The sequence below is a fragment of the Brachybacterium sp. B718/18 genome, from assembly GCF_055454375.1.
In genome coordinates this window covers 94656-119357 of record NZ_JBVDDO010000002.1, presented here as the reverse complement: position 1 = coordinate 119357, position 24702 = coordinate 94656, and the positions used below count along the sequence as shown (strand labels likewise).

Genomic DNA, 24702 nt, shown 5'->3' with positions numbered 1-24702 from the left:
TGATCGGCATCCTCTACCCGGCCGGATCGGTCTCGCGGACGAGTTCTTCGACCTCTTCGCGCGGACGGCCTGAGGCCCCTCAGCCCCTGGCGGCCACCATGGTCGCCAGGGGCCGCACCTCGGTGAGCCGGGCCGCCGCCTCGCGGGTCGCGGCGGCACTGGGGACCTCCTCGAACGGGTCCTCGGCGAGGAGCACCAGGTCCGCGGGGCCGCCGACGGCGAGCTCGCGCACTCCGTCCGTCGAGGCGAGGAGGGCCTCGTGCGGCTGGAGGGCCTGCTCGGGGTGCCAGGCCCCGCGCTCGTCGGCGCTGCGGTGCACCGCGGCGGCCATCGCGAGCCACGGATCGACGGGCGCGACCGGGGCGTCGGAGCCGAAGAGCAGCGGGACGCCCGCGGCGAGCAGATCCCGGAACCGGTAGGCGAGGTGGGCCGCGTCGGGCATCAGCTCCTCCGTCGGGTCGCGGTCATCCAGCAGGTGCGCCGGCTGCACCGACGCCCGCACCCCGAGCGCCGCCATCCGGGCCACGTCCTCGTCGGCCAGCAGCTGGGCGTGCTCGATCCGACCCCTCGCCCCCGTCGCCGCGAAGGCGTCGAGCACCACGCCGACGGCCGCGTCGCCGATCGCATGGATCGCCGGCTCGAGGCCGAGTTGCGCCGCGCGGGTCAGCAGCTGCGGCAGCTCGAGGGCGTAGTCGCTGAGCACGCCGACGGGTCCGCCCACATGCCGGCAGTACGCGGAGCGGGAGCCGAGGGAGCCGTCGGCGATGACCTTCAACGGCCCCATCGTGACCAGGCCCGAGGGGCCGAGCACGGTGCCCGTCGGCCCCGGCACGGCCGGAAGCCCCGAGGCGTAGGTCGCGGTGCGCACCCGCATCCGCACCCGGCCCTCCTCGTCGCGGCGCCGCCACAGGCGCCAGGACTCGCCCCACTCCATGTCGGTCAGGCCCACGAGCCCCCGGGAGAGGGCGTCCTGCTGCAGCCGGTCGATCCCCGCTTCGAGGCCCGCGGCGACCCCCGGCAGCTCCTCGAGCCGGGCGACCGCGTCGAACCACTCGTCCTCGGCGACGACGCCCGTGCGCTGCGGCAGGCCCAGGGCGGCGAGCGCCGCGGAGCTCATCCACGCATGGTGCGCATCGCCGCCGATCAGCACCACCGGCACCCGGTCGCCGCCGACCGCGTCCAGGGCCGCGACCGTCGGCTCGCCCGCGAGATCCACCAGTCGGTGCCCGAAGCCCACCAGCACCGGGTCCGCCCCGAGCACCGCCGCGACGCGCGCGACGATCTCCGCCGTCGAGGCGGCCCCCGCGGTGTCCAGCCGGGCATAGCCCTGCGCGGTCTGCCCCGCGTGCACGTGCTGATCCCACAGCCCGGGGATCGCGAGCGCGCCGCCCGCCTCGTGGACCTCCTCGCCCGCGCGCCGAGGGAGGGACGGGCCGATTTCCACGATCCGGCCCGCGGTCGCGCGGAGATCCGTCGGCGCGTCCGCACCGCGCAGCATCACCTGTCTGATCAGCATCGACACAGCATGACAGCTGTCATGGGACCGGGGCGGGATCCGCCCGCACAGTAGGGGCATGACCTCGAGCACCCCCGCCCTCGACCTCCGCGGCGTCCGCCGCACCTACGGCCCGGTGACCGCCGTGGACCACCTCGACCTCACCGTGCCGCGCGGCCAGATCCTCGCCCTGCTGGGCCCCAACGGAGCCGGCAAGTCCACCACCGCCGAGATGATGCTGGGCCTCGCCACCCCGAGCGCGGGCACCGTCCGGGTGCTCGGCGTCCCGCCCGCCGAGGCCGCCCGGCGCGGGCTGATCGGGGCGATGCTGCAGAACGGGACGCTGCTCGAGGACGTGCCGGTGCGCCTCCTTCTCCGGCTCGTCGCCGCGGTGTGCGCGCACCCTCTGCCGATCGACGACGTCGTGGAGCGGGCAGACATCGCGCCCCTCCTGCGCCGGAACACCTCGAAGCTCTCCGGCGGCGAGGCGCAGCGGGTGCGCTTCGCCCTCGCCCTGCTCCCCGACCCTGAGGTGATCCTGCTGGACGAGCCGACGGTCGCGATGGACGTCGGCACCCGGCACCGCTTCTGGGAGTCGATGCGGGCCGTCGCCGTCGAGGGCCGCACCATCGTCTTCGCCACCCACTACCTCGAGGAGGCCGACCAGCAGGCGGACCGCGTGGTGGTGATGAGAGCCGGGAGGCTCGTCGCCGACGGCACCGGGGCGGAGATCAAGGAACGCATCGGCGGACGGGTCGTGACCCTCGCCCTCGGCTCGGGGGCCACGGGCGATGACCTCGAGCGCCTGCCCGGGGTGGGCGGCACCGAGCTGCTCGAGGACGGCCGGATCCGCCTCGCCACGAGCGACTCCGACGCGACCCTCGCCGCCCTGTTCGCCCCCGGCGGGCCCGACGTGCGCGACGTGCTCGTCGGGACGCCCTCCCTCGAGGACGCCTTCCTCCAGCTGACCACCAGGAGCACTTCATGACCGCCACCGCCACCACTGCCGATGTCCCGCAGCTCACCCGCACCGTCCGCTACACCCTCGCCGACATCCGCCTCACGCTCCGCAACGTGCTCTTCGTGTTCTTCACGGTCGGTCTGCCGGTGATCATGTTCCTGCTCTTCGACCAGATCTATGGCGGCCAGCAGCTGCCCGGCGGGGCCACCGTCGGCACCTTCATCATGGTGAACATGGCGTCCTACGGCGGGCTCACCGCCGCCCTCAACACCGGTTCGCTGATCCAGGTCGAGCGGACCAACGGCTGGCTGCGCCAGCTCATGGTCGCGGGGCTCGAGCCGCGCAGCTTCGTGACCGGCAAGCTGATCGCTGCCCAGGTCGTCGTGCTGCCCGCACTGATCGGCGTGATCCTCGCGGGAGTGCTCCTCGCCGGGGTGGAGATCACCGCCGGTGAGGCGCTGCGGGTGCTCCTCGTGCTCTGGATCAGCATGGTCCCGATGGTGCTGCTCGGCCTCGCCGTGGGGCTCGCGCTGAAGCCCAGCGCCGTCGGCCCCGTGGTGACCATCGGCACGATGCTGCTCGCCGTCGCGGGCGGGCTCTGGTTCCCCTTCGAGATGTTCCCCGACTGGCTGCAGCAGATCTCGGTGCTGCTGCCCACCTACTGGCTCGGGGAGATCGGCGCCTGGGGGATCGTCGGCGGGGACCTGCCCCTGCGCGGACTCGCGGTCCTCGCGGCCTGGACCCTGGGGCTGGTGCTGGCCTGCGCCCTGCTGCTGGGCAGCGCCGCCCGCCGCGCCTCCCGCCGCTGAGGCCTGCGAGGATGCTCCCGTGACCGACATGCCGCCGCCGCCCCCGCGCACGCTGCGCGGGGTGCATCGCGCCGCGCTCGACAGCGGCTCGCTGTTCTACAACGTGCCCTCGCTGCTGTTCCTGCTGTACATCCTGATCCCGGCGTGGACCGAGCTGAGCGTGCCGCGGGCGCTCCTGGTGACCCTGATCTGCGCGCTCTACGCGGTGCTCTTCGCCTACACCGCGGGGCTGCGCGCCTATCCGGTGCGGGACCGGCTGGTGTGGCTCGCCGCGGCCTGGGTCCTCCTCGGCGCCCTCTGGGGGGTGATCGGCCTCGAGGTGCTGTACATGGTGATGTTCCAGCAGGTCATGCACGGGATCATCCTGCCGCTGCGCTGGGCGCGGGTGACGGTCCCGGTGATCGCCGTGGCCGTGCTCGTCGGCGCCGCGACGACCGACCGGCCGATCGCCGCGGTGCTCGCCCTCGTCGGCCTGGTGCTGTCCCTCGGGCTCGCCGAGGGCATCGAGCGCGGGATCCTGCAGGAGCGGCTCGATGAGGCCGAGCGGCGCAACGCCCATCTCGCGGTCGCCGTCGAACGCGAGCGGATCGGCCGGGACCTCCACGACATCCTCGGGCACTCGCTGACCACGATCACCGTCACCGCCCAGCTGGCCCAACGGCTGCTGCCCACCGACCCCGAGGCCGCCCGCGCCCGGCTCGGCGAGATCGAGCGGATCTCCCGCCAATCCCTCGCCGACGTGCGCACGACCGTCTCCGGCATGCAGGAGGTGCGCGCCGCGCACGAGATCGCCGCGGCCCGCAGCGTGCTCGGCGCCGCCGGGATCGAGGCGGTCACGCCCACCGCGCTGCCCGAGCTGACCGAGGAGCGCTCGGAGCTGTTCGGCTACGCGATCCGCGAGGGGGTCACGAACGTGGTGCGGCATGCGGGCGCGACCCGCTGCACCCTCACCCTCGAGGAGGATGAGGTGCAGGTGCTCGATGACGGGACCGGCCTGCCGCCGTCCCGTGCCCTCAGCGGGCTGGCCGGTCTGCGCCGGCGCCTCGAGGCGGCGGGAGGCAGCCTCGAGATCGCCTCGCCCCCGCCGAGCGGGAGCGGCACGCTGCTCATCGCCCGGGTGCCCCGCGACAGGAGCCGGGCATGAGCGCCCCGCTGCGCGTCCTGCTCGCGGACGACCAGGCGCTGCTGCGCAGCGGCCTCGCCGCCCTGCTGCGCCTCGAGAGCGATCTCGAGGTCGTCGGCGAGGCGGCGACCTGCGCCGAGACCCTCGACCTGGTCGAGCGGGAGCGACCCGATGTGCTGCTGCTCGACGTGCAGATGCCCGCCGGGGTGCGCGCCGGTGGCACTACCGGTCCGGCGGACGGCCTCGAGGTCGCCGAGGCGCTCCGCGGGAGGGGAGTCCGGATCATCGTGCTGACCACCTTCGGCCGCGCCGGCTACCTGCGGCGCACGCTCGCGGCGGGAGCCGACGGGTTCATGGTCAAGGACGCCCCCGTCGACCGGCTCGTCGACGCGATCCGCCGCGTGCACCGGGGGCTGCGCGCGGTGGATCCCGAACTCGCCGCCCAGTCCCTCGCCGTCGGCCCGAACCCGCTCACCGCGAAGGAGACCGAGGTGCTGCGCGCCGCGGCCCGCGGCGGCACCACCGCCGACATCGCCGCCCGGGTCTTCCTCTCCGAGGGGACCGTGCGCAACCACCTCTCCGCCGTCATCGGGAAGCTCTGCGTCGCCAACCGGGCCGAGGCCGTGCGCACCGCGACCGAGCACGGCTGGATCTGAGGGCACCGGCCCCGCGTAGGCTTCTGCGGTGCACACCCTCGAATCGGTCCTGGTGGCGCTGATCCACATCAGCGTGCCGATCTTCGCGATCGCCTCGATGCTGTCGATGGGCCTGCGCACCCCGATCCACGCCTTCGCCGCCCAGCTGCGGGACCGCCGCACGGTGCTCGCCGTGCTCGGCGCGAACTTCGTCGTGGTCCCCGCCGTCGGCACCCTGATCCTGATCCTGGTCAGCCCGCTCCTGCCGGAGAAGGCGGGGGAGGGGTTCATCATCGCGCTGTGCGCCGCGGGCGCCCCCTTCGTGCTGCAGCTCGGGGCGATGGCGAAGATCCCCTACGGGGAGACCGCCGGGCCGATGGCGGTGCTGTTGCTCGGCTCGATCGTGTTCATGCCGCTCGTGGTGCCGGTGCTGCTGCAGGACGTGCAGGTCGACGGCTGGGCGGTGGCCCGGCTGCTGCTCGGCACGATGCTCGCGCCGATGGTCGCCGGGATCGTCATCGCCGCGGTCTTCCCCTCCCGGGCGGACCTGTTCGCGCGCATCGCCGGGAGCGTCGCCGCGGTCTCCGCGGTGCTCATGTTCCTCTCCGGCTTCGGGTCGAACAGCGCGCTGCTGCTGGACCTGCTGCTGTCCCCGGCGATCCTGGTCGCGGTGGGCCTGGTGGCACTCGCCTTCTTCGCCGGTCGCTCCGCGGGGGACCTCGCGGGGGAGACCCTCACCGTGCCCGACGGGCCTGCGATCCTCACCAGCCAGCGGAACATCGCCGCGGCGCTGCTGGTGGCCCGCACCGGGGCCAACGACGGCTCGATCGTGGTCTCCATCCTGCTCGTGAGCGCCGTCGGCTTCGTGCTGCTGGTGCCCTACGCGCTGATCACCGGGGCGGTGCGCCGTCGCCGCGCGGGGGAGCGCGTCACCGTCGGGGTGCTCCTGGGGATCGTCGGCCCCAAGGCGGACTGAGGCGGCCCGCGAGCCCCTAGGCTTGCTGTCCGTGTCCTCCCTGCTGCGCATCGTGCGCTTCACCCGCTCCCTCGCGCCCCTGTATACCGCGGTCATTCTCTGCTCGGTGCTGACCTCCCTCGCGGCGCTCGCCGTCCCCTTCCTCATCGGCCGGGCGACCGACACGGTGGCGGGCGCCGTCTCGGACGCGACCGGGGCCGGCGCGGCGGTGCGCACCGTGCTGCTGCTGGCCGGGGCGGTGCTGGTCGCCGAGCTGCTGAACACCGTCGTCTCCAACATCGGCGGCTGGTACGGCGACGTGCTGAGCAACCGGATGCGCACGATCCTCTCGACCCGCTACTACGAGAAGCTGCTGCACCTCCCGCAGAGCTGGTTCGACGGGGAGATCACCGGCACGATCGTCGCCCGGCTGAACCGCTCGATCGCCGAGATCTCGCAGTTCATCAAGACCATGTCCAACTCCTTCGCCGCGATGCTGATCACCACCGCGGCGGTGCTGGGCATCAGCGCCTACTACGCCTGGCCGCTCGCGCTGCTGCTGCTGATCGTGTTCCCGATCTACGTGTGGCTGACCTCCCTCACCTCCGTGAAATGGCAGCGGCTCGAGGGCGAGAAGAACGAGCAGGTGGACATCGCCTCCGGGCGCTTCGCCGAGGTGATCGGTCAGATCCGCGTGGTGAAGTCCTTCGTGCGCGAGCGCGGGGAGCTCGCCGACTTCTCCCGCCGCTTCGGCGCGACCGACGGCCTCACCCGCGCCCAGTCCACGCACTGGCACACCATGGACGTGCTGCGTCGGGCGGTGCTGAACCTGGTGTTCTTCGCGATCTACGCGATCATCTTCGTGCGCACCGTGCAGGGGCAGTTCACGCTCGGCGAGATGGTGCTCCTGGTGCAGCTGATGAGCATGGCCAAGGCCCCGGTGGAATCGATGAGCTGGGTGATCGACTCCTCGCAGCGGGCGATCGCCGGCAGCCGCGACTACTTCCGGGTGATGGCCACGCCGGTCGACCCGCGCACCGCCGCGATGCTCGCCGCGGGTGAGGACGGCGCCCCGGCGCAGGACCTCGTCGAGCCGGTGCCGGGAGCGCCGGTGGTCGCCTTCCGCGAGGTGTCCTTCGCCTACGAGGACGGCGAGGACGTGCTCCACGGGATCGACGTCGAGATCGCCCGCGGCGAGAAGGTCGCCCTGGTGGGCGAGTCCGGCGGCGGCAAGTCCACGATCGTGAACCTGCTGCTGGGCCTCTACGAGCCGCGCGAGGGCAGCGTCGAGGTGGTGGGGCGCTCGAGCACCGAGCTGCCGCTGGACCAGCTGCGCTCGCGGATCGGCGTGGTCTTCCAGGACGCCTCCCTGTTCTCCGGGACGATCCGCGAGAACATCGCCTACGGACGACCCGGCGCGAGCGACGAGGAGGTCGTCGACGCCGCCCGGCGCGCGAACGCCGACGCCTTCATCTCCCGCTTCGAGCACGGCTACGACACGGTCATCGGGGAGCGCGGCCTCAAGCTGTCCGGCGGGCAGCGCCAGCGGGTCGCGGTCGCCCGCGCGATCCTCAAGGACGCCCCCGTGCTGGTCCTCGACGAGGCCACCTCCGCTCTCGACACCCGCGCCGAGCGGCAGGTGCAGAAGGGCCTCGACGAGCTGATGGAGGGGCGGACCTCGCTGATCATCGCGCACCGGCTCTCCACCATCGCCGCGGTGGACCGGATCATCACCCTCGAGGACGGCCGGATCGACGAGATCGGCACCCCCGCCGAGCTCGCCGCCTCCGGCGGGATCTACGCCCAGCTGCTCGACCTGCAGAACGCCGGTGACCGCAAGCGCCTCGCGCGCTTCGACATCACCAGCTGAGGGTCAGCCGCTCCGCTCCGGCAGCAGGCGCGGCAGCACCCGCACCAGCAGCACCATCCCGACCAGCTCGACGAGGGTCTGGGTGACCACCGCCGCGGGGACGAGGCTCCCGGGCAGGGCGAGAGCGAGGGGGAGCACCACGAGCGAGTTGCGGGTCGCGCCCGAGAAGGTCACCGCGCTGGCCGAGGCCGTCCCGAGCCGCGCGAGGCGGACGACGAGGATCCCGGCCGCCGTCGCGAGCACGAGGAAGCCGACGTAGACGGGCAGCAGCACGAGCAGCGCGCTCCCGGCACCGAGGACGCGCGGGGCCTGCGAGGCCGTGACCGCGAGCAGCACCAGCGCCATCAGGGGCACCATCGCCGGGGCGAGATCGAGCCGCGGCGCGAGTCGCTGCAGCAGCGCCGCAGCCAGGAGCGGCAGCAGCACCAGCAGCACGAACGCGCGGAGGAAGGGCGCGGGCTCGATCAGCTCCCGCGCCGCCCCGCCGCCGAGCAGCGGGACCAGCACCGGAAGGGCGAGGACCTGGGCGAGCATGAGCAGCGGGGTCGCGGCCAGGAGCCGCTCGTGGGCGCCGCGGGCGAGGGCCGTGAAGACCACGACGTAGTCGATGCAGGGGGCGAGCAGCACCAGCAGCGCGCCGAGCAGCAGATCGGGGGAGCCGGCCAGCGGCCGCGTGAGCGCCCACACCAGGAGCGGCACCGCGAGGAAGTTCACCGCGAGCAGGGCGACCAGGAAGCGCCCATCGCGCAGGGCGTCGCCGAGGCGGCGCAGCGGGATGCCGTGGAAGGTGACGAGCAGCAGCGCCGCGATCGCGGGCTCGACCGCGCGCTCGAGGTCCGGCGCGGCGCCCGGCAGGACGGCGCCGAGCAGGATCCCGGCGCCGATCGCCAGGAGGTACAGGGGGACCTGGCGGCGCTCGAGCAGCTGCTGCACGGCGTCAGGAGCCGAGCAGGCGCTCGAGGGCGGAGAGGGTGTCCTCCCAGCCCAGGCGGTAGTTCTCGACCTGCCCGTCGCCTTCGGACCAGGGGCCGGTGTGGTGGAGCGTCAGCAGGGTCCCGGCGACTTGCGGGGCGAGCGTGATCTCGACGGCCTCGTCGGCGGAGACGCCGTCGGCATCGGCCCACTGCCAGGTGAAGGCCAGGTGGCGGCCGGGCGCGGCCTCGAGGCAGGTGCCGCCGAGCTCGACGCCGATCCGCGGCGCGCGGATGCGGTAGGCGCCGCCGGGCCGCATGTCGGCCTCGATGCTCACGTCGTCCCACGGCGTCCACCACCACGAGCGCAGGCCCTCGGTGCTCGCGACGGTCTCCCACACCCGCTCGGGCGGGGCGGGCAGGAGACGCGTGATCACGAGCGGGGCGCGGGTGAGACCGCGCCAGCGCTCGACGGCCCGCTCCTCGATCTCTTCGTCCGCCGGCGCGTCGGCCTGCCAGGACCAGCAGACCTGCACGAGGTCCTCCTCGCAGGCGAGGACGCCGCCGATCTCACCGAACCAGCGCGCGAGGCGCTCGGGGTCTACGAGCGCGCGCCGCAGCGCCGCGGGGCTCGTGCGATCAGTGCGGACGAAGGACAGTCGGGGGTGGTCGGCGCTGCCGGTCAGGGCGCGCGCGGTGGGGCGGTGCATCAGGTCTCCTCGGGGAGGGCGCGGTTCTCGCGGGCGAGCTCGGTCTCGAGGGCGTCCAGGCGCTGCGGCCACAGGCGCGAGTAGCGGTCCACCCAGGCGGCGACCTCGTCGAGGCCGCCCGGGCGCAGGCGGTAGATGCGGTGGGAGCCGGACGGCTCGACCTGCACGACATCGGCCTCGCGCAGCACCCGCAGCTGGTTGGAGACGGCCGGCTGGCGGATGTGGAACTCCGCGGAGACGGCCTCCCCGATCGTGCCCGCCGACTGCTCCCCGTCGCTGAGGATCTCGAGGATCCGTCGGCGCACGGGATCGGCGAGCAGGGCGAAGGAATTCACACTATGATGATATCAGTGTGCGCTGATATAGAAAGGGGTGGGCGCTCAGCGAAGGCCCGGAGGCGGGCGGTAGCATGTCGCCGATCACACGCTCGGGGGCTTCGAAGGAGCTGACATGGGATTCATCCAGGCATTCAAGGGCGCTGTCGGCGGCATGCTCGCCGATCAGTGGAAGGACTTCCTCACCGTCCCGTCGGGACTGCCGCAGACCGCGGCGCTGTTCCCGGCGGTGCCGCAGGGGACCAACGCCGGTCGCGGCTCGAACACCCGCGGCTCGGAGAACGTCATCACCAACGGGTCGAAGATCATCGTGCCGCAGGGGTACGGGCTGATCACCGTGGTCGATGGGCGGGCCACGGGCCTGGTCACCGAGGCCGGCGGCTACGAGTTCACCGACTCCTCCCCGGACTCCCGCTCGGTCTTCGCGGGCGACGGCATGCTCGCCTCGACCGTGCAGACCTCCTGGGAGCGCTTCAAGTTCGGCGGCCGCCCCTCCTCGCAGCAGCTCGCCTTCTTCGTCAACCTCAAGGAGATCCCCGACAACCGCTTCGGCACCCAGTCGGAGATCTACTGGGACGACGCCTACCTGAACTCGCAGGTCGGCGCGGTCACCCGCGGCTCGTACACGCTGCGGATCGTGGACCCGCTGCTCTTCGTGCACAACTTCGTGCCGGCCGCCTTCATCTCCGCGAACGCCGGGGTGTTCGACTTCTCCGATCCGGACAATGCCGCGGGCAACCAGCTGTTCCGCGAGGTCGTCGGCTCCCTCGCCGCCGCTTTCTCGCGCTACACCAACGATCCCGACAAGGGGAACCGGATCACGAAGATCCAGGGCGACTCCGTCGGCTTCGCCCAGTCCCTCTCCGCCGCCGTCGAGGAGGGCTACCGCTGGTCCACCGACCGCGGCCTCGCGATCGTGAAGACCGCGATCGTCTCCATCGAGTACGACGCGAACACCCGCGCCCTGCTCACCGAGGTGCAGAAGGCCGACGCCCTCTCCGGCGCCCGCTCGCAGTCCTACCTCAACCAGTCCGTGGCCCGCGGTGTGCAGGCCGCCGGCGAGAACGGCGGCGGGACGGGCCTGGCCATGTTCGGCGCGGGTGCGGGTGCCGTCGGCGGCCTCGTGAACCCGGTCCAGCAGACCGGCGCCCCGCAGCAGCAGGCGGCCCCGGCCGCTCCGGCGGCCCCCGCCGCGGAGGACCCGGTCGCGAAGCTCGCCCAGTACAAGCAGATGCTGGACCAGGGCCTCATCTCCGAGGCGGACTACGAGGCGGCGAAGAAGGCCGCGCTCGGCCTGTGACCGACGACCGCATCGTCGACACCAGCTCCGGCAGGGACGACGGCCTCGACAAGTGCCCGCGGTGCGGGTCGGCCGAGATCCACTACGAGATCTCGGTCGGCTCGCTCGTGTGCGGGTACTGCCGCTTCCAGTGGAACGAGGAGGTCGCCGAGACCGCGTTCGGGCTCGACTCCGCGATCGCGGAGCTGCGCGGGCACACCATGGCCTCGGGCACGGCGGACGTCCGCGAGGACCTCTCGGTCGTCACCCTGAAATGCCAGGGCTGCGGGGCGGAGGTCGTGATCAACGCGGCGGAGCAGGTGCAGTCGCGGTGCCACTGGTGCCGCCAGACCCTCTCGCTGAACACGCAGATCCCCAACGGGGCGATCCCCGATGCGGTGCTGCCCTTCGCGCTCACCCGGGAGCAGGCGATCGCGCAGATCGACGCCTTCGTCGCGAACCGACGAGCCTTCGCGCACGCCCGCTTCAAGGAGCAGTACGTGCCCGACAACGTCATGGGCGTGTACATCCCGTACCTGGTGGTCGACGGGAACATGCACGCGGTGCTGCAGGGCACCGGCGAGGTCACCACGAGGCAGTACACGGTGACGGTCGGCAGCGGCGACAACAAGCGGCGCGAGACCCGCTACGACGCGGACGTCTACCGCGTCCAGCGGGCCTTCGACCTCCTGGTCGACGACCTCACGATCGAGTCGGCGCAGCGTTTCTCCGCCCAGGACAACCGCTCGGCGACCAACAACGTGCTCAACGCCGTGCAGCCCTATGACACCGAGAAGGCCGTCACCTACAACGCGAACTACCTCAAAGGCTTCACCTCGGAGCGCCGCGACCTGAACGTCCGCGATCTCGACGGCCAGGTGGAGGAGAAGTTCCTCGCCATCGCCCGGGCCAAGGCCCAGCCGACCGTCCGCGGTCTCGACCGCGGCGTGCGCTGGGAGCGGGAGGGGGTGGCCGTGCACGGCACCCGCTGGGTCGCGGTGTACGTGCCGGTGTGGCTGTACTCCTATGCCGACTCCGCGCGCGACGGCAGCTCCCTCACCCACTACATCGCGGTCAACGGCCGCACCGGGACGACGATGGGCTCGGTGCCCGTCTCCCATCCGAAGATCTTCGCCGTCGCCTGCGCCTCGGGGGTCGTCGCGACCGCCGTGGCCGCCGCGCTGTCCCTGGCCTTCTTCGTCGTCAGCTGAGGAGCATCCGATGATCGAGCTCTATCCCCTGCTGCTGGCCGGCTCCGGCGACTCCTCGGCGGCCGGCTTCCTGTTCCCGCTCCTGGCGGGGCCCGCGGTGTTCGCCGCCGTGTACGGGCTGATCTACCGCTACTACCGCAACACCGACAAGCGCCACGTCTTCGAGAAGGAGACCGAGGTGCGCGTCGGGAACCTGCGCAGCAACGACCGCAAGGTCGGCGAGAACAACCGCCAGAGCAGCGCCCGCATGAACGGCGACAACACCGGGGACCACCTGCGGCGCGTGCAGCGCATCCGGGTGGAATGACGTGCTCGCGGACCTGCGCCGGCGCTGTCACCGATCCCCGGGAGCGTGCACAATGGAGACCATGTCGCCGAGAATCAGCCGTCGTGGAGCCCTCGTCGCCGCCGCAGCCGCCGGACTGGGGGTGCCCGCCGCCGCGGAAGCCGCCCCGCAGCCCGCCCGGCGCGGCGGAGGCAGCACCAGGGTGCGGGTGGCCACCTACAACGCCTCCCTCAACCGCGCGACCGAGGGGCAGCTGCTCGCGGACCTGGCCACTGGCGAGGACCCCCAGATCCGCGCCGTCGCGCAGGTCATCCAGCTCAACAACCCCGACGTGCTGCTGCTCAACGAGGTCGATCACGACGAGGACGGCCGCGCGATCGACCTGCTGCGCGAGAAGTACCTCGAGGTCAGCCAGAACGGCGCGACCCCCGTCCACTACCCCTACGCCTACACCGCCCCCGTCAACACCGGGGTGCCCTCGGGCCTGGACCTGAACCGCGACGGGACCGTCGGCGGGCCCGATGACGCCTGGGGCTTCGGCGCCTTCCCCGGCCAGTACGGGATGGTGCTGCTGTCCCGTCATCCGATCCTCACCGAGCAGATCCGCACCTTCCAGAACCTGCGCTGGGCGGCGATGCCCTCGAGCCTGCTGCCCGTCGAGTTCTACGGCGAGGAGATCGCCGAGCAGCTGCGCCTGAGCTCGAAGTCCCACTGGGACGTGCCGGTGCGGATCGGCTCGACCACCGTGCACGTGCTCGCCGCGCACCCCACCCCGCCCAGCTTCGACGGCCCCGAGAAGCGCAACCAGCGGCGCAACAACGACGAGATCCGTCTCTGGGCGGACTACCTCAGCCCCGGCCGGCGCTCCCGCTGGATCACCGACGACGCCGGCGTCGTCGGCGGCCTCGCCCCGCAGGAGGAGTTCGTGATCCTCGGGGACTACAACTCGGATCCGGCCGACGGCGACTCCTGGCCCGGCGCTATCGACCAGCTTCTCACCCACGCCCGCGTGCGCGACACCCGACCGAGCTCCGAGGGCGCGGAGGAGGCGGCCGCGCAGGGCGGCGCGAACGACGCCCACCGGAGCGATCCTCGCTACGACACCGCCGACTTCGGCGACAGCCCCTCCCCGGGCAACCTGCGCGTGGACTACGTGCTGCCCGCCAAAACCCTCCAGGTGGTCTCCTCGGCCGTCTTCTGGCCCCGCTCCGGGCGCCCCGGCAGCGAGCTGACCGGCACCTACCCCTTCCCCACCTCCGACCATCGCCTGGTCCGCGTGGACCTCGAGGTGCGCTCCTGAGCAGTAGGCTCGCCGCCATGGCTGCTGCGCTCGACCCGATCATCGACTCCGCCCGCCTCCACGAGCTGCTGGAGGCCAAGGCCCCCGTGCGTCTGCTCGACGTGCGCTGGGCCCTCGACGGCTCCACCGGGCGCGAGGCCCATCTCGCCGCGCACCTGCCGGGCGCCCACTGGGTCGACCTCGACACCGAGCTCGCCGCCCCGGCGAGCCCCGCCGTCGGCCGCCATCCGCTGCCGGAACCCGCCGACTTCGCCGCGACCCTGCGCCGCCTCGGGGTGGACGAGGACACCGTCGTCGTCGCCTACGACGACACCGACGGCGCCCCCGCGGGACGACTTGTCTGGATGCTGCGCGCCGTGGGTCAGGAGGCCGCGCTGCTCGACGGCGGGATCGCCCACTGGGACGGGCCGCTCGAGAGCGGCGAGACCCCGCCGCCGACCCTCGGCACGGTGCTCGAGCGCCCCTGGCCCGCGGGGCGGATCGCGACGATCGACGAGGTCGCCGCCGGGGGAGCGCTCCTGATCGACGCCCGCGCGCCCGAGCGGTACCGCGGCGAGGTCGAGCCCGTGGACCCGCGCGCCGGCCACATCCCCGGGGCCGTCAACCTCCCCTACGCCGGAAACCTCGACGCCGAGCGCCGCTTCGCCGCCCCCGAGGCGCTCCGCGAGCGCTTCCTCGCCGCGGGCGTCGACCCCGAGGGGGAGACCGTCGTGTACTGCGGCTCGGGGGTCACCGCGACCCACGACCTGCTCGCCCTCGAACGGGCCGGGATCCACGGGGCGCGGCTCTTCCCCGGCTCCTGGTCGCAGTGGAGCAGCGATCCGCAGCGACCCCTCAGCCGCGGGGATGCACCCGCCTGATCGCCTCGGTGATCGCCTGGTGGCGGCGGCGCTGCACCAGGGTGAGCGCCCCGCCCGCGTCCTGCCCCAGGACCGCGGCCCAGATCGGCACCATCTCCTCGTGATACGAGTGGCCGTGCCCGCCGGACGCCTTGATCGACAGCGGCATATCGGCCGCGACCTGCCAGAACGTGATCCACGGGAACCAGCGCATGGCCGGGGTGACATCGTGCCCCACCCGCTCCCGCAGCCATCGCGGCTCGTCCCACAGCAGCGCCGGCTGCCACCACACCACCGGGTCCGAAGGGTGCTGGGCGTAGACCACCCGCGGGCTCTTCCACTCGGCGTAGAGGCCGCCGTGGTAGTTGCGGTGCAGATCCGCCTCGCGGGTGACCACGCGGATGTGCCGGCCGTCGTCGAGGATCGGGGCGATCGCGGGCGCACCCTCCCGGCTGCGCGAGACCAGCTCGCGCCACAGCGGGGTGAAGCTCGGGGTGCCGGTCCACACGGCGCCGTCGACGCTCGCGAGCATCTCCTGCAGGTCGCGGAAGGCAGCCTGCCCGCCGAAGGAGCCGAGCGACTCCCCGGCCACGAACAGCCGCGGCCGCTGCCCCGGCGGCAGGGACTTCAGGCGCCGGCGCACCGCGTGCAGCAGCAGGTTCCCGGCGCGGCGCGGCGAGCGGCGGTCGACCAGGTAGCTCAGCGCGCTCGTGTACACCGAGTACTGGAGGGAGGCGGTCGCGCAGTTCCCGCCGGTGAGGAACTCGATCGCGGAGAGCGACCACTCCTGCAGCCAGCCCGTGCCGGTGCCGGTGAACAGCACGAGCACCTCGCGCTCCCAGGCGCCGGTGCGGTCGAGCTCGGCGATCACCGCCTCGACGGTCTCCTCGAGGGAGCGCGCGGAGGACTTCCCGGCGTACACCCGGATCGGTTCCTGCGCGTCCTCGCCCGTGGCCGCGGCGATCTGCTCGGCGCTCGCCCCGGAGGAGACGATCTTGCGTCCCGGGGCGCCCAGGGACTGCCAGGTCTCGTGCGAGGCGGGGCTGCCCGAGCGCAGCGGGGAGACGGGACGGGGGACGTCGGGCGAGATCAACCGGTTCGCGGCCTCGGCCCGCTCGATCATCTGCTCCAGCAGCCGGCCCCGGATCAGCCGCTCCACGAGCACGCCCACCGTCACCGCCGTGAGCACGAGCGACACGGCGCCCACGATCCGCGGCGGCAGGTACGGCCGGAGCATCGCCCGGTACAGCTGCGCCGTGGAGCGCACCGCGCGGACCGCGACCAGCGCCGCGGCGGAGAAGGCGACCCCGCCGACGGTGCCCACCGCAGCGGTCGAGAGGCCCTTCGGCTCGGCGCGCACCAGATGGCTGATCTCGCGCTGGCGCATGACCCCGCGCGCCCAGGAGTAGGCGGAGATCCCGATCAGCGCCGCGGCGCCCGCCCAGCGGGCCCGCCGGCGGTGATCCGGGGCGATCGACATCTCCAGGCCGATGCCGGCGATCGCGCGCCGCACCACCTTCCCGGCGAGGACCCCGGCGGCGTAGCCGTAGATCTGCGAGAGGCCGATGTTCGCCGACCACATCCACCAGGTACGCGGCAGGAAGCTGGGCGAGGTCGAGATCCAGCCGGTGACCGAGGCGCCGAGGAAGCCCCCGGTGTCCAGGGGCTTGCCGATCTCGGCCCGGCGCACGCGATGACCGGCGCTCGAGGTGGTGCGGTGCACCCGTCGGAGGGTGGCACCGAGAAGGCGCCGGACGGCGGACGAGGAGTGGCCGGATCCCATGGGTCGAGCGTATCGGAGCGGGGCAGGAGCCGGTTCCGTAGCCTGGAGCCATGAAGCTCCTGCTCCCCGACACCATCGCCCTGTCCCCGCAGCTGCCCGAGGGGTGGGAGGCCGTCGTCGTCGACGCCCGCGCCGCGATCCCCGCCGAGCACCACGACGCCGCGGCGCTCGTGGTCTGGGGCGCCTCCCGCGCCCACCTCGCCTCCGCCGCCGAGCAGCTGGGGGAGCTGCGCCTGGTGCAGTCGCTCTCCGCCGGGGTCGAGGGGATACTCGCCGCCGGCTTCGCCCCGGAGGTGGTGATCGCGACCGGTGCGGGTCTGCATTCGGCGACGGTGAGCGAGCACGCCCTCGCCCTCCTGCTCACCCTCGTGCGGCGCCTGCCCGAGGCGGCCGCCGCCCAGGAGCGCCACGAGTGGTCCTCCGAGCTGGGCGGCCTGCAGCCCCTCCACCCCGAGGACCGAATCACCACGCTCCTCGGCACCCGAGTGCTCATCTGGGGCTTCGGCGAGATCGGGCAGACCCTCGCCCCGACCCTGCGCGCCCTCGGCGCGCAGGTGCGCGGAGCCGCCCGCTCGGCCGGGACCCGCGCGGGCTTCGAGGTCATCGCCGAGAGCGACGTGCCCGCGGCCCTGCCCGAGACCGACGTCCTCATCGACATCCTCCCCGCCTCCGAGGCGACCCGTCACGCAGTGGACGCGGAGGTGCTTGCGGCGCTGCCGGATCACGCCCTGCTGATCAACGTGGGCCGCGGCGCGACCGTCGACCAGGTCGCCCTCCGGGAAGCGCTCGAGGCCGGCACCCTGGGGGGTGCCGGCCTCGATGTCACCGATCCCGAGCCGCTCCCGGCCGAGGACCCGCTGTGGGACGCGCCGCGCCTGCTGATCACCCCGCACGGGGCGGGCGGACGGCCCGTCGGCGCCGAGGAGCGGATCTCCGCGAACCTCCGCGCCCTCGCCGAGGGCGCGGAGATCGCGCACGTCTCTTCTCGCTGAGCCTGCTGAGGCCGCTGCGCCTCAGCTGCGCTTGGTGTCCGCGTCCAGGTGCTCCTGCACCTGCTCGCTGACCTGCTGGCTCAGCTGCGCCTGGAACTGCTGGCCGACCTCGCCCCCGAGCTGGGTCGCGACGGTCTCCTCGACCTGCGCGGTGAGGGTGTCGGAGTAGCGCTCGAGGAACTCGCGCTGGCGGATGCGCAGCTCGAGCCGCTCGATCACCTTCACCTCGCGGGACAGCGAGCGCCACAGCGAGATCATCATGCCGATCATGACGATCGAGAAGGGCAGCGCCGAGAGCAGCGCGAGGGACTGCAGCGCCGTCATGCCCGAGGTGGCGTCCCCGGAGACGGCACCGGCCCAGATCAGCGCCGCAGCGATCACGCCGGAGGAGCTGGCCCAGAAGATGCGGGTCAGGCGCGGCGGGTTCGGATCGCCCCGGTGGGCGATCATGTCCATCACGAAGGCGCCGGAGTCGGCGCTGGTGATGAAGAAGATCGACACCAGGATCACCGCGATGCCGGAGAGCAGCGCGCCGGCCGGCAGGTGGGAGAAGGTGTCGAACAGGGCGGTGTTCGCGTCGATGTTGCCGTCGGCGTCGGTGAAGTCGACCCCGCCGATGACCGCCTCGTAGAGGGCGGTGCCGCCCATGATGGTGAACCACAGGAAGGTCACCGCGGTAGGGACCAGCAGCACGCCGGTGATGAACTCGCGGATCGTGCGCCCCTTGGAGATGCGCGCGATGAACACGCCCACGAAGGGCGACCAGGAGATCCACCAGCCCCAGTAGTAGGTGGTCCAGCCGTTGAGCCAGCCGGCGCCCTCGTCACCCCGGAAGGGGAGGGTCTGGAAGGACAGCTGCAGGATGTTCTGCAGGTAGTAGCCGATGTTCGAGACCACGTCGCGCAGCAGGAAGAGGGTCGGGCCCAGGATCAGCACGGCCACCAGCAGCAGGGCGGCGAGGCCCATGTTGAGGTTCGAGAGGATCTTGATGCCCTTGTCCACGCCGCTCGCGGCGGAGAGGGTCGCGAGCGCGGTCACCACGAGCACGATCGTCACCTGCACGACCGGCGCATTGGGCAGCACCCCGAGGTGGTCCAGGCCCGCGGCGATCTGGTTCACGCCGAAGCCGAGAGAGGTCGCGATGCCGAAGAGGGTGCCGACGATCGCGATGATGTCCACCAGATCGCCGATCCAGGAGTCGGTGCGCTTGCCGAGGACCGGCTCGAGCGCCCAGCGGATCGAGATCGGACGACCCTTGCGGTGCACCGCGTACGCGACGGCGAGGCCGACCACCACGTAGATGCCCCAGGCGTGCAGGCCCCAGTGGAGGAAAGTCTGTCCCAGCGCCCGCTCGGCGCGGACCGGATCGTCCAGGCCCGCGGCGTTCGGCGGGATGCCGGGGACGTCGCCGCCGGTGTCCGCGAAGAAGGTGAGCGGCTCGGCGGCGCCCCAGAACACGAGGCCGATCCCCATGCCCGCGGCGAACAGCATCGAGAACCACGAGAACAGCCCGTACTCCGGCTCCTCGTCGTCCTTGCCGAGCTTGATGTTCCCCATGCGGGAGACCGCGACGACGATGCCGAAGGCGACGAAGGCGGTGACGACCAGGACGAAGTACCAGCCCACCGAGTTCACGACGGTCGCGTTGAGCGTGGAGATGACGCTGTTGAACTGCGCCGGGAAGACAAGCGCGAAGAGCACCGACAGCAGGATGATCCCGCCGGCGATGAAGAACACCGGCTTCGACAGGGAATAGGAGTGCGGCGGCGACTGGGCCGTGGAGGCTGACACGTTTCCTCGTTCCGGGGTGGGGGATGGGACGTGACCGCGTCGCCCCCTTGGAACCCCGGATCCTGCGGTGGGGTCTCCACGGGCGGACGGGCCGTGGGGCACCCTACCCGTCCCCGGAGCGCGAGAAAAGGCCTCCGACCTCGGATGATGCGCTCCGAGGCTGCTGATCCCCGCCGTGACCTGCGCTTCGGTCAGTCCGACAATCCGGCCGCGAGGGCCTCCACGGCCGTGGCGGAGATCTCGGCGACCACGTCGATCTCGAGGTGGAACTGCTGGCCGGCGGCGGGTCCGCAGAGGTCCGAGACGGCGCGCAGGGCGACGAAGGGCACCCCCAGCGCCTCCGCGGTGCGCGCGCTCGCGGTGGTCTCCATGTCCGCGGTGAGCGCGGCGGGGAAGCGCTCCCGCATCGGCTCCGCGAGGGGAGCGGTCACGAAGGCATCGCCCGCGAGCATCAGCCCGCGTCGCCAGCCGCGCGCCGCGACCGCACGGGCCGCGGACTCCGCCGCGTCCACCAGGGCGGGGTCCGCCCGGTGCCGCTCGGGACCGCCGGGCACCTGCCCCGGGGCGTAGCCGAAGGCGGTCGCGTCCGCGATCGACCAAGTGAACTCCTCCCCGATGATCAGCGTGCCCACCTCGACGTCGGCCGCGAGCCCTCCGCAGGATCCCGCGGAGACCACGGCGCGCGGCCGGTGGGCGAGGATCCCCCAGGTCGCGGCGGCGGCCGCGGCCGCGACCCCGATGCCGGTGGTCACCACGACGGTGTCCCGCCCTGAGAGCAGACCCCGCCGGGCGGTGACGGGGGTGGCGAGCGGGGTGGGCAGCTCCTCGGCGCCGACGAGGCGCGCGTGCAGCGGCGCGGACTCCTCGGGCATGGCGGCGAGGACGAGCAGAGGGGCGGGGGCGGAGGTCATGGCCGCAGCGTACCGCCGCCCCCAGGCCCGTTCGTTAGGCTGGACGGACCCGCAGCGAGGGCGGCCCCCGGGGCCGCAGGAGGAGGCAGTCATGGGTCGTGTCCGCGAAGCCGTCGTCACCGGAGCCCGCGCGGTGAGCCGCATCCCCCTGCCCTCGACCCTCACGCATCAGGCGCTGCGCGAGGCGCGCCGCCCGAACCCCCCGTCGGCGGTGCTGAAGTCGCACGCCGTCGAGCACGAGATGATCGGTCGCACCCGCACGGTGTGGCTCGACGGGCACCGCGGGGATCGTGGCCTGATCGTCTTCCTGCACGGGGGCGCGTACGTCTCCGGCCCCTTCGCGAGCGACTGGCTGTGGCTCTCCCGCCACATCGACGCGCTCGGCTGCGCGGGGCTCATGGTCGACTACCGCACCGCCCCCGACCACCAGCACCCCGTTGCCCTCGACGACGTGGAGGCCGTGCTCGCCGGCCTGCGGGACGACGGCCGCCTCGCCGGTCAGCCGTGGGTCCTCGCCGGCCAGCACGCGGGCGGCGGGCTCGCACTGACCGTCGCGCGCCGTCTGCGGGAGTCGGCGGAGGCGCCCGCGCCCTCGGCGCTCGTGGCCATGTCGCCCTGGCTCGACCTCGAGCTCGCCAACGCCGGGATCACCGAGACCGACCAGGCGGATCCGGTGCACGAACGGCGCCTGCTGCGCGATGCCGCGATCCGCTACGCGGGCCGCACACCGCTCGAGGACCCGGACCTCTCGCCGCTGAACGCCGATCTCTCCGGGCTGCCGCCGCTGCACCTCTCGGTGGGGATGCGTGACCTCTTCCTCGCCGAGGTGCGCATCGCCCGGCTGCAGCTCGAGGAGATCGGTGTCGAGGTGGCCTATCGCGAGATCAGCGGCCGGCTCGGCCTGCAGCTGCGGGTGCGCCGCGGCGAGGACATGGAGCGGCTGCACCGGGAGCAGGCGGCGCTGATCACCCGCGCGCTGCGGGACTGAGGGTCAGCTCTCGACGATCACGAGGGCGGCGCCCGCGGGCGCGATCGCCCAGCGACGCTGCGGGAGGGCGCGGAGCAGGCCCGCCACGAGCAGGGCCTGGCCGATGATGTAGGTGACCATCACCCACACGGTGCTGTACAGGATCGCGGCGCCAGGCAGGAACCAGGTCATCGCCAGCAGCGAGCTGGACAGCAGGAGCAGCGTCCCTCCCGACCAGGTCAGCCCGTTGCCGCCCGCGGAGAGGAAGGCCGTCACGGCGAGGGCCACGGCGTAGGCCGCGACCAGGGGGAGCATCGGTCCGGCCCCGTCGGCGCAGGCGACGAACAGGCCGATCACCACGCCGCCGTAGGGGATCGCCAGCGCGATGCGCATGGGGTCCCGGTTGCGCCGCCACAGCGGGGCGAGGGCGCAGGAGTAGGCCACCAGCGCCCCCAGGAAGAACAGCGCGGAGATGGTCTCGACCTGCTCGGGCGCGATCTGGCTGAAGAAGTCCCCGCACCAGGCGCACAGCAACCCGATGAGCAGCAGTCGCGAGGTCCGCGACAGGTGTGGGACGGCGGTCAGCACCACGCCGATCAGCAGCGGGGCGAGCAGCGACTGGGTGACGCGCTGCAGCCCCTCGACCTCGGTGAGCATCGCGGTCAGATGCACGCTGCCCACGAGGGCATAGACCACCCAGAGCAGGGTATGGGCGGTTCGGGACGGCTGCACCGTCTCAGGCTAGGAAGCGGACCCGGCGGTGACCAGCGGTATGACGGCGCATTCGGGCACGATCGGGTAACGCTCGGTCACATCTGCGCGGGAGCGTCCACCCCGAGGGCGTCCAGACCCTCCACCAGCACCCGCTCGGTGAGCTGGGCGAGGGCGAGCCGTCCCGCGCGCAGCGCCTCGTCGCTCTCCTTGAGGATGGGGGAGGCCTCGTAGAAGGCGGTGAAGGCCTGGGCGAGGGAGAACAGGTAGGCGCACAGCCGATGAGGCTCGTAGCCCTCGCCGGCCTGGGTGAGCACCGGCGCGAACTCGAGCAGCGCGAGGGCCAGCGCCCGCTCCGCATCGTTCTCGACGAGCGGTGCCGCGGCGGCGGTGACGCCCTCGGCCGCGGCGCGGCGGGAGATGGACCGGATCCGGGCCACCGCGTACTGCAGGTACGGCGCGGTGTTGCCGGTCAGGGCCAGCATCCGGTCGAGGTCGAAGGTGTAGTCCGAGTCGTGCGCGGTGGAGAGGTCCGCGTACTTCACGCCGCCGATGCCGATCGAGCGCGCGATCTGCGCCCGCTCCGCCTCGGGCAGGTCGGGGCGCAGCTCGTCGATGACGGTTCGGGCCGTGGTCACGGCCTCCTCGAGCAGCGCCATCAGCCGGAGCGAGGCGCCGGAGCGGGTGCGCAGGATCTTGCCGTCCTCGCCGAGGACGGAGCCGATCTTTACGTGCTCGGCGCGCACCTCGGCGGGCAGCCAGCCGGCCTCCCGCGCGATCGCGAAGACCATCTGGAAGTGCAGCTCCTGCGCGGAGCCGACCACATAGGCGATGGCGTCGGCGCCGAGATCGCGCACGCGGTGGCGCACCGCCGCGAGGTCGGTCGTGGCGTAGCCGTAGCCGCCGTCGGACTTGCGGATGATCAGCGGCAGCGGCTGCCCGTCGCGTCCCGTGAACCCCTCGGGGAAGACGCACAGCGCGCCGTCGGAGATCCGCGCGATGCCGGCCGCCTCGAGATCCGCGCAGACCGCCTCGAGCTGATCGTTGTAGGTGGACTCGCCCGCGAGATGCTCGTCGCGCAGCGTCACGTCGAGCAGGTCGTAGATGCGGTGGAAGTACTGCTTCGACAGCTCGACGAGGTCGGTCCAGATGCGCAGCGACTCCGGATCACCGGACTGCAGGGTCGCGACCCGCCGACGGGCGCGCGCGGCGAAGTCGCCGTCGGACCCGCTCTCTGAGGCGTCGAACTTGGCGCGCGCCGCCTGGTAGAAGGCGTTCGGGTCCGTGCGCAGCAGATCCGCCTCGGCGCTGTCCTCGCCCACCTCGAGGAGGTGCTCGATGAGCATGCCGAAGGGGGTGCCCCAGTCGCCGATGTGGTTCTGGCGGACGGGCGTGTGACCCAGCTTCTCCAGGGTGCGCGCGATCGAGTCGCCCACCACGGTGGTGCGCAGGTGGCCGACGTGCATCTCCTTGGCGACGTTGGGCGCCGAGTAGTCGATCACGACGGTCCGCGGCAGCTCGGGGAGGGGCAGTCCGAGCCGCTCGTCGGCCGCGAGCTCGGCGGCCTGCGAGGCGATCCAGTCGGTGCGCAGGCGGATGTTCAGGAAGCCCGGGCCCGCGATCTCGGGGGTCTCGGCGATGTCGTCGAGCTCCACGGCCGCGAGGATGTCCGCCGCGATGTCGCGCGGCTTGCGGCCGAGGGTCTTCGCGAGCCCCATCGCGGCGTTGCACTGGAAGTCCGAATACTGGGAGGGGCGGATGATCGGGTCGGCCTGCGCGTGCTCGGGCCCGAAGGCGGCGGCGAAGGCGGACTGGAAGCGCTCGGTGAGCGCGATCTCGGGTGCAGGCATGGGGACCAGGGTAGTCGCGCGCGGCGACGGACCCTACGCTGGCGGCATGCGCTCCCTGATCTCGCTGATCCTCAACGTCATCTGGCTGCTCACCGCGGGCTGGGCCCTGTTCCTGGGATACGTCGTGGCGGGGCTGCTGGCCTGCCTGCTGATCGTCACCATCCCGTTCGGCCTCGCCTCCTTCCGCATCGCGGGCTTCGTGATCTGGCCCTTCGGCCGGGAGGTGGTCGACACCGGACGGGTCTCCGCCGTGGGTGCCCTCGGCAACGTGATCTGGTTCGTGGTCGCCGGCTGGTGGCTCGCCCTGGGTCATGTGGCGACCGCCCTCGCCCAGGCCATCACGATCATCGGCCTGCCCCTCGCCTGGGCGAACCTCAAGCTCATCCCGGTGACCTGCTTCCCCTTCGGCAAGGAGGTCGTCGACTCCGACGACGCCCGCGCCCGCATGCTCCCGACCGCCCGGTGAGCACGCCCGTCGATCTCGAGGACTACCGGCGCGCGAGCGATCTGATCGCCGCGGGCCTCGCGGTGCTCTCCACCCGGCAGGGCCCGCACGACCTGCTGGTGACCGTCGACTCGTATCTCGACGTCTCCTACGACCCGCCGACCATGCTGGTGGCGCTCTACGGCATGGGCCGCGCCGCGGAGGCCGCCGAGGAGGCGGGGCACCTGTGCCTGAACGTCCTCGCGGAGGACCAGCAGCATCTCGCCGACCGCTTCGGCACCCCGGGCGCCCCGCTGCAGGGGATGCTCGCGGGCCTCGAGGTCTCCCGCACGGCCGACGGCGACGCGATCCTGCCCGGGGCCCTGGCCCATTTCGCGCTGCGCCTCGAGCAGGCGGTCGACGCCGCGACCCACCGCCTGCTGATCGGCCCCGTCGTGGAGATGGGGGAGGGGCGCCCCGGGCCGGGTCCGGCGATCCGCTTCGCGGGGGAGCGTCGCGCGCTGCGCTGAGAGCGACGGCGCATCCGGCCTGCG

At 72.8% G+C, this 24702-nt stretch carries 24 protein-coding genes; 15 read left to right on the top strand and 9 right to left on the bottom strand.

Annotated features, from left to right (window positions below; translation table 11 throughout):
* Positions 1–79: 79 nt before the first annotated feature.
* The gene (locus ACZCAH_RS04430) at positions 80–1516 is read right to left on the bottom strand and encodes an amidohydrolase (RefSeq protein ID WP_464339915.1); all 1437 of its coding nucleotides are present in this window, start codon (positions 1514–1516) and stop codon (positions 80–82) included.
* Positions 1517–1574: 58 nt separating this feature from the next.
* Here ACZCAH_RS04430 and ACZCAH_RS04425 point away from each other — a divergent pair, with 58 nt between their 5' ends.
* Genes ACZCAH_RS04425 through ACZCAH_RS04400 form a run of 6 tightly spaced genes read left to right on the top strand, consistent with a single transcriptional unit; the run spans position 1575 to position 7848 of the window.
* Positions 1575–2483 (top strand): ABC transporter ATP-binding protein, encoded by a 909-nt coding sequence (locus ACZCAH_RS04425; protein WP_329747022.1) that lies wholly within the window; start codon positions 1575–1577, stop codon positions 2481–2483.
* Positions 2480–3265: an ABC transporter permease gene (locus ACZCAH_RS04420; RefSeq protein WP_329747023.1), complete on the top strand. Its 786-nt coding sequence runs from the start codon at positions 2480–2482 to the stop codon at positions 3263–3265. Before ACZCAH_RS04425 ends, ACZCAH_RS04420 begins: the two co-directional genes overlap by 4 nt.
* 28 nt (positions 3266–3293) lie before the next feature.
* Positions 3294–4409 carry a sensor histidine kinase gene (locus ACZCAH_RS04415; protein ID WP_464340258.1) on the top strand — a complete coding sequence of 372 codons (1116 nt, stop codon included), beginning with the start codon at positions 3294–3296 and terminating at the stop codon, positions 4407–4409.
* Complete coding sequence (locus ACZCAH_RS04410; RefSeq protein WP_464339914.1) at positions 4406–5044, top strand: response regulator; 639 nt, start codon at positions 4406–4408, stop codon at positions 5042–5044. The genes ACZCAH_RS04415 and ACZCAH_RS04410 overlap by 4 nt, the downstream gene beginning before the upstream one ends.
* Positions 5045–5072: 28 nt before the next feature.
* Positions 5073–5999, top strand: coding sequence for a bile acid:sodium symporter family protein (locus ACZCAH_RS04405; protein WP_464339913.1), 927 nt, complete (start codon positions 5073–5075; stop codon positions 5997–5999).
* 31 nt (positions 6000–6030) lie between these two features.
* Entirely contained in the window at positions 6031–7848 is a 1818-nt protein-coding gene (locus ACZCAH_RS04400) for an ABC transporter ATP-binding protein (RefSeq protein ID WP_464339912.1), read from the top strand.
* Positions 7849–7851: 3 nt separating this feature from the next.
* Here the strand turns inward: ACZCAH_RS04400 and ACZCAH_RS04395 are convergent, their stop codons facing one another.
* From ACZCAH_RS04395 to ACZCAH_RS04385, 3 genes are read right to left on the bottom strand one after another with little or no spacing between them, the layout of a single operon-like run.
* On the bottom strand, positions 7852–8781 hold the full coding sequence (locus tag ACZCAH_RS04395) for an arsenic resistance protein (RefSeq protein ID WP_464339911.1): 930 nt from the start codon (positions 8779–8781) through the stop codon (positions 7852–7854).
* A gap of 4 nt (positions 8782–8785) precedes the next feature.
* Complete coding sequence (locus tag ACZCAH_RS04390; protein ID WP_464339910.1) at positions 8786–9469, bottom strand: SRPBCC family protein; 684 nt, start codon at positions 9467–9469, stop codon at positions 8786–8788.
* A complete protein-coding gene (locus ACZCAH_RS04385) occupies positions 9469–9804 on the bottom strand; it encodes an ArsR/SmtB family transcription factor (RefSeq protein ID WP_464339909.1) in 336 nt (111 codons plus the stop codon). Before ACZCAH_RS04385 ends, ACZCAH_RS04390 begins: the two co-directional genes overlap by 1 nt.
* Positions 9805–9919: 115 nt before the next feature.
* On the opposite strand from ACZCAH_RS04385, the gene ACZCAH_RS04380 reads away from it, so the two are divergent.
* The 5 genes from ACZCAH_RS04380 to ACZCAH_RS04360 all read left to right on the top strand — a co-directional run bounded on the left by ACZCAH_RS04380 (position 9920) and on the right by ACZCAH_RS04360 (position 14740).
* A complete protein-coding gene (locus ACZCAH_RS04380; protein ID WP_464339908.1) occupies positions 9920–11104 on the top strand; it encodes an SPFH domain-containing protein in 1185 nt (394 codons plus the stop codon).
* The gene (locus ACZCAH_RS04375) at positions 11101–12294 is read left to right on the top strand and encodes a TFIIB-type zinc ribbon-containing protein (RefSeq protein ID WP_464339907.1); all 1194 of its coding nucleotides are present in this window, start codon (positions 11101–11103) and stop codon (positions 12292–12294) included. Before ACZCAH_RS04380 ends, ACZCAH_RS04375 begins: the two co-directional genes overlap by 4 nt.
* A 10-nt stretch (positions 12295–12304) precedes the next feature.
* Positions 12305–12601 (top strand): hypothetical protein, encoded by a 297-nt coding sequence (locus ACZCAH_RS04370; RefSeq protein ID WP_329747029.1) that lies wholly within the window; start codon positions 12305–12307, stop codon positions 12599–12601.
* Between the two features lie 61 nt (positions 12602–12662).
* Positions 12663–13880, top strand: coding sequence for an endonuclease/exonuclease/phosphatase family protein (locus tag ACZCAH_RS04365; RefSeq protein ID WP_464339906.1), 1218 nt, complete (start codon positions 12663–12665; stop codon positions 13878–13880).
* A 17-nt stretch (positions 13881–13897) separates the two neighbouring features.
* Positions 13898–14740 (top strand): sulfurtransferase, encoded by an 843-nt coding sequence (locus ACZCAH_RS04360; protein ID WP_464339905.1) that lies wholly within the window; start codon positions 13898–13900, stop codon positions 14738–14740.
* Here ACZCAH_RS04360 and ACZCAH_RS04355 read toward each other — a convergent pair.
* On the bottom strand, positions 14715–16502 hold the full coding sequence (locus tag ACZCAH_RS04355) for an alpha/beta hydrolase (RefSeq protein WP_464339904.1): 1788 nt from the start codon (positions 16500–16502) through the stop codon (positions 14715–14717). The two genes, ACZCAH_RS04360 and ACZCAH_RS04355, sit on opposite strands and share 26 nt — an antisense overlap.
* Before the next feature lie 50 nt (positions 16503–16552).
* Between ACZCAH_RS04355 and ACZCAH_RS04350 the strand changes: the two genes are divergently transcribed.
* A complete protein-coding gene (locus tag ACZCAH_RS04350; RefSeq protein WP_464339903.1) occupies positions 16553–17494 on the top strand; it encodes a phosphoglycerate dehydrogenase in 942 nt (313 codons plus the stop codon).
* Between the two features lie 21 nt (positions 17495–17515).
* On the opposite strand, the gene ACZCAH_RS04345 is transcribed toward ACZCAH_RS04350, so the two are convergent.
* Together ACZCAH_RS04345 and mtnN are read right to left on the bottom strand one after the other, a co-directional pair.
* Positions 17516–19285 carry a BCCT family transporter gene (locus tag ACZCAH_RS04345; protein ID WP_464339902.1) on the bottom strand — a complete coding sequence of 590 codons (1770 nt, stop codon included), beginning with the start codon at positions 19283–19285 and terminating at the stop codon, positions 17516–17518.
* A 191-nt stretch (positions 19286–19476) separates the two neighbouring features.
* Positions 19477–20196 (bottom strand): 5'-methylthioadenosine/S-adenosylhomocysteine nucleosidase, encoded by a 720-nt coding sequence (mtnN, locus tag ACZCAH_RS04340; protein WP_464339901.1) that lies wholly within the window; start codon positions 20194–20196, stop codon positions 19477–19479.
* 91 nt (positions 20197–20287) lie between these two features.
* Between mtnN and ACZCAH_RS04335 the strand changes: the two genes are divergently transcribed.
* Entirely contained in the window at positions 20288–21184 is an 897-nt protein-coding gene (locus ACZCAH_RS04335; RefSeq protein ID WP_464339900.1) for an alpha/beta hydrolase fold domain-containing protein, read from the top strand.
* A 3-nt stretch (positions 21185–21187) separates the two neighbouring features.
* Here the strand turns inward: ACZCAH_RS04335 and ACZCAH_RS04330 are convergent, their stop codons facing one another.
* The gene (locus ACZCAH_RS04330) at positions 21188–21895 is read right to left on the bottom strand and encodes a lysoplasmalogenase family protein (protein ID WP_464339899.1); all 708 of its coding nucleotides are present in this window, start codon (positions 21893–21895) and stop codon (positions 21188–21190) included.
* A gap of 77 nt (positions 21896–21972) precedes the next feature.
* Positions 21973–23724 (bottom strand): arginine--tRNA ligase, encoded by a 1752-nt coding sequence (gene argS, locus ACZCAH_RS04325; RefSeq protein WP_464339898.1) that lies wholly within the window; start codon positions 23722–23724, stop codon positions 21973–21975.
* Between the two features lie 46 nt (positions 23725–23770).
* Here argS and ACZCAH_RS04320 point away from each other — a divergent pair, with 46 nt between their 5' ends.
* Positions 23771–24190, top strand: coding sequence for a YccF domain-containing protein (locus ACZCAH_RS04320; protein WP_464339897.1), 420 nt, complete (start codon positions 23771–23773; stop codon positions 24188–24190).
* Positions 24187–24678 (top strand): flavin reductase family protein, encoded by a 492-nt coding sequence (locus ACZCAH_RS04315; RefSeq protein WP_464339896.1) that lies wholly within the window; start codon positions 24187–24189, stop codon positions 24676–24678. The genes ACZCAH_RS04320 and ACZCAH_RS04315 overlap by 4 nt, the downstream gene beginning before the upstream one ends.
* Positions 24679–24702 lie beyond the last annotated feature (24 nt).